Raw genomic sequence first — 4,541 nt, forward strand, 5'->3', positions numbered from 1 at the left:
GCCGTAGCGCCGATGGTAGTGTGGGGTCTCCCCATGCGAGAGTAGGGAACTGCCAGGCATCAAATAAAACGAAAGGCTCAGTCGAAAGACTGGGCCTTTCGTTTTATCTGTTGTTTGTCGGTGAACGCTCTCCTGAGTAGGACAAATCCGCCGGGAGCGGATTTGAACGTTGCGAAGCAACGGCCCGGAGGGTGGCGGGCAGGACGCCCGCCATAAACTGCCAGGCATCAAATTAAGCAGAAGGCCATCCTGACGGATGGCCTTTTTGCGTTTCTACAAACTCTTCCTGTCGTCATATCTACAAGCCATCCCCCCACAGATACGGTAAACTAGCCTCGTTTTTGCATCAGGAAAGCAGCTATGAACCACTCCTTAAAACCCTGGAACACATTTGGCATTGATCATAATGCTCAGCACATTGTATGTGCCGAAGACGAACAACAATTACTCAATGCCTGGCAGTATGCAACCGCAGAAGGACAACCCGTTCTTATTCTGGGTGAAGGAAGTAATGTACTTTTTCTGGAAGACTATCGCGGCACGGTGATCATCAACCGGATCAAAGGTATCGAAATTCATGATGAACCTGATGCGTGGTATTTACATGTAGGAGCCGGAGAAAACTGGCATCGCCTGGTAAAATACACTTTGCAGGAAGGTATGCCTGGTCTGGAAAATCTGGCATTAATTCCTGGTTGTGTCGGCTCATCACCTATCCAGAATATTGGTGCTTATGGCGTAGAATTACAGCGAGTTTGCGCTTATGTTGATTGTGTTGAACTGGCGACAGGCAAGCAAGTGCGCTTAACTGCCAAAGAGTGCCGTTTTGGCTATCGCGACAGTATTTTTAAACATGAATACCAGGATCGCTTCGCCATTGTAGCCGTAGGTCTGCGTCTGCCAAAAGAGTGGCAACCTGTACTAACGTATGGTGACTTAACTCGTCTGGATCCTACAACAGTAACGCCACAGCAAGTATTTAATGCGGTGTGTCATATGCGCACCACCAAACTCCCTGATCCAAAAGTGAATGGCAATGCCGGTAGTTTCTTCAAAAACCCTGTTGTATCTGCCGAAACGGCTAAAGCATTACTGGCGCAATTTCCAACAGCACCAAATTACCCCCAGGCGGGTGGTTCAGTAAAACTGGCAGCAGGTTGGCTTATTGATCAGTGCCAGCTAAAAGGGATGCAAATGGGTGGGGCTGCGGTGCACCGTCAACAGGCGTTAGTTCTCATTAATGAAGACAATGCAAAAAGCGAAGATGTGGTGCAACTGGCACACCATGTAAGACAAAAAGTGGGTGAAAAATTTAATGTCTGGCTTGAGCCTGAAGTCCGCTTTATTGGTGCATCAGGTGAAGTGAGCGCAGTGGAGACAATTTCATGAAGGATAACACCGTGCCACTGAAATTGATTGCCCTGTTAGCGAACGGTGAATTTCACTCTGGCGAGCAGTTGGGTGAAACGCTGGGAATGAGCCGGGCGGCTATTAATAAACACATTCAGACACTGCGTGACTGGGGCGTTGATGTCTTTACCGTTCCGGGTAAAGGATATAGCCTGCCTGAGCCCATCCAGTTACTTAATGCTGAACAGATATTGGGTCAGCTGGATGGCGGTAGTGTAGCCGTGCTGCCAGTTATTGACTCCACGAATCAGTACCTTCTTGATCGTATCGGAGAGCTTAAATCGGGCGATGCCTGCGTTGCAGAATACCAGCAGGCTGGCCGTGGTCGCCGGGGTCGGAAATGGTTTTCGCCTTTTGGCGCAAACTTATATTTGTCGATGTTCTGGCGTTTGGAACAAGGCCCGGCGGCGGCTATTGGTTTAAGTCTGGTTATCGGTATCGTGATGGCGGAAGTATTACGCAAGCTGGGTGCAGATAAAGTTCGTGTTAAATGGCCTAATGACCTCTATCTGCAGGATCGCAAGCTGGCAGGCATTCTTGTGGAGCTGACTGGCAAAACCGGCGATGCGGCGCAAATAGTCATTGGAGCCGGGATCAACATGGCAATGCGTCGTGTTGAAGAGAGTGTCGTTAATCAGGGGTGGATCACGCTGCAGGAAGCGGGGATCAATCTCGATCGTAATACGTTGGCGGCCATGCTAATACGTGAATTACGCGCGGCGCTGGAACTCTTCGAACAAGAAGGATTGGCACCTTATCTTTCGCGCTGGGAAAAGCTGGATAATTTTATTAATCGCCCAGTGAAACTTATCATTGGTGATAAAGAAATATTTGGCATTTCACGCGGAATAGACAAACAGGGCGCTTTATTGCTTGAGCAGGATGGAATAATAAAACCCTGGATGGGCGGTGAAATATCCCTGCGTAGTGCAGAAAAATAAGAAAGGGGAGCATTAGCTCCCCTGAAAATTATTTGCGTAGTCTGACCTCTTCTACCGCATGATTAGCACTTTTCGTCAGGATTAAACTGGCGCGCTCACGAGTAGGTAGAATATTTTGCTTTAAGTTCAGCCAGTTGATCTCTTTCCACAATGTCATGGCAGTCTTAATCGCTTCTTCTTTAGTTAATTTCGCGTAGTTATGAAAATAGGAATCCGGGTCGGTAAAAGCCCCTTCGCGGAATTTCAGAAAACGGTTGATATACCACGTCTGAAGTAAGTCTTCCGGTGCATCAACATATATCGAAAAATCAACAAAATCAGAAACAAATACATGATGTGGATCGTGTGGATAATCCATCCCGCTCTGTAAGACATTTAACCCTTCAAGAATTAAAATATCAGGCTGAACAACCGTTTTATCTCCATCCGGGATCACATCATAAATAAGATGCGAGTAAACAGGGGCTGTAACGTTTGGCACGCCGGATTTGAGATCGGAAACAAACTTCACCAGGCGATGCATATCATACGATTCCGGGAAGCCTTTCTTCTTCATCAGACCACGTTCTTTCAGAACCTGATTAGGGTGAAGGAAGCCATCTGTAGTGATCAGTTCAACACGACGATGTTCCGGCCAACGGCTTAATAGCGCCTGCAATACACGGGCGGTTGTACTTTTCCCCACCGCGACACTGCCAGCAATACTGATAATGTAAGGAATGCGTTGCCCGTTAGTACCAAGAAACTGTTCCAGAACTGCCTGACGGCGCAGATTCGAGCTTATATAGAAGTTCAGCAAACGTGACAAAGGTAAATAGATCTCGGCAACTTCTTCTAACGAGAGATCTTCATTAATACCTTTGAGACGGGCGATCTCATCTTCCGATAACGTCATAGGTACGGAATCACGCAGAGCTGCCCACTGGTTGCGGTCAAACTGTAGGTAAGGCGTCATTAACGTTTGCTCTTTTATACTCATAAGCATGTTTCTGGCGGTCATAGCTCTATCGGCAAAGCGATATTTGCCATGGCGCGTCACAGTTCTGTTGAATGGGTTAATGGGCAGGAGGGTAACACCAGATGGGGAGGAATAATAAGAAAAAATCTCTGCCAGGAAGCTATCGTTGAAAAGCAATGTGACAGATATTCCATCTGATAAAAAGAATTATGGTTTAGCAGGAGCGCATTGTTGAGCACAATGATGTTGAAAAAGTGTGCTAATCTGCCCTCCGTTCGGCTGTTTCTTCATCGTGTCGCATAAAATGTGACCAATAAAACAAATTATGCAATTTTTTAGTTGCATGAACTCGCATGTCTCCATAGAATGCGCGCTACTTGATGCCGACTTAGCTCAGTAGGTAGAGCAACTGACTTGTAATCAGTAGGTCACCAGTTCGATTCCGGTAGTCGGCACCATCAAGTCCGGTGGGGTTCCCGAGCGGCCAAAGGGAGCAGACTGTAAATCTGCCGTCACAGACTTCGAAGGTTCGAATCCTTCCCCCACCACCAATTTCGGCCACGCGATGGCGTAGCCCGAGACGATAAGTTCGCTTACCGGCTCGAATAAAGAGAGCTTCTCTCGATATTCAGTGCAGAATGAAAATCAGGTAGCCGAGTTCCAGGATGCGGGCATCGTATAATGGCTATTACCTCAGCCTTCCAAGCTGATGATGCGGGTTCGATTCCCGCTGCCCGCTCCAAGATGTGCTGATATAGCTCAGTTGGTAGAGCGCACCCTTGGTAAGGGTGAGGTCGGCAGTTCGAATCTGCCTATCAGCACCACTTCTTTTCTCCTCCCTGTTTTTCCCTTCTGTTTATTGCATTCAACAAGTCGGGCATGTTGCCTGGTTGATGTGGTGATATCACCGATTTATCCGTGTCTTAGAGGGACAATCGATGTCTAAAGAAAAGTTTGAACGTACAAAACCGCACGTTAACGTCGGTACTATCGGCCACGTTGACCATGGTAAAACAACGCTGACCGCTGCAATCACTACCGTACTGGCTAAAACCTACGGCGGTGCTGCTCGCGCATTCGACCAGATCGATAACGCGCCGGAAGAAAAAGCTCGTGGTATCACCATCAACACTTCTCACGTTGAATACGACACCCCGACCCGTCACTACGCACACGTAGACTGCCCGGGGCACGCCGACTATGTTAAAAACATGATCACCGGTGCTGCTCAG

The 4,541-nt window shown here is 47.9% G+C and carries 4 protein-coding genes and 4 tRNA genes; 7 read left to right on the forward strand and 1 reads right to left on the reverse strand.

All coding sequences use genetic code 11. The annotated features are described in order from the left end of the window. Positions 1-360: 360 nt before the first annotated feature. Together murB and birA are read left to right on the forward strand one after the other, a co-directional pair. Positions 361-1,389, forward strand: a complete 1,029-nt coding sequence (gene murB / locus FTE26_RS02315; RefSeq protein WP_001016695.1) for a UDP-N-acetylmuramate dehydrogenase — start codon at positions 361-363, stop codon at positions 1,387-1,389. Continuing rightward, complete coding sequence (gene birA, locus FTE26_RS02320) at positions 1,386-2,351, forward strand: bifunctional biotin--[acetyl-CoA-carboxylase] ligase/biotin operon repressor BirA (RefSeq protein ID WP_000654614.1); 966 nt, start codon at positions 1,386-1,388, stop codon at positions 2,349-2,351. The genes murB and birA overlap by 4 nt, the downstream gene beginning before the upstream one ends. 28 nt (positions 2,352-2,379) lie before the next feature. Here the strand turns inward: birA and coaA are convergent, their stop codons facing one another. Continuing rightward, positions 2,380-3,330: a type I pantothenate kinase gene (coaA, locus tag FTE26_RS02325; protein ID WP_000023081.1), complete on the reverse strand. Its 951-nt coding sequence runs from the start codon at positions 3,328-3,330 to the stop codon at positions 2,380-2,382. Positions 3,331-3,691: 361 nt separating this feature from the next. Here coaA and FTE26_RS02330 point away from each other — a divergent pair. The 5 genes from FTE26_RS02330 to FTE26_RS02350 all read left to right on the forward strand — a co-directional run. Then, positions 3,692-3,767 (forward strand) — tRNA-Thr (locus tag FTE26_RS02330). 8 nt (positions 3,768-3,775) lie between these two features. Continuing rightward, a tRNA-Tyr gene (locus FTE26_RS02335) sits at positions 3,776-3,860 on the forward strand. A gap of 116 nt (positions 3,861-3,976) precedes the next feature. Further along, positions 3,977-4,051: transfer RNA gene (locus FTE26_RS02340), tRNA-Gly, on the forward strand. A 6-nt stretch (positions 4,052-4,057) separates the two neighbouring features. Beyond that, positions 4,058-4,133: transfer RNA gene (locus FTE26_RS02345), tRNA-Thr, on the forward strand. 114 nt (positions 4,134-4,247) lie between these two features. After that, the coding region (locus tag FTE26_RS02350; RefSeq protein ID WP_000031685.1) for a GTP-binding protein at positions 4,248-4,541 on the forward strand (294 nt) is incomplete at its 3' end.

The organism is Escherichia sp. S10b (assembly GCF_028421345.1).
Lineage (GTDB): Bacteria > Pseudomonadota > Gammaproteobacteria > Enterobacterales > Enterobacteriaceae > ECMA0423.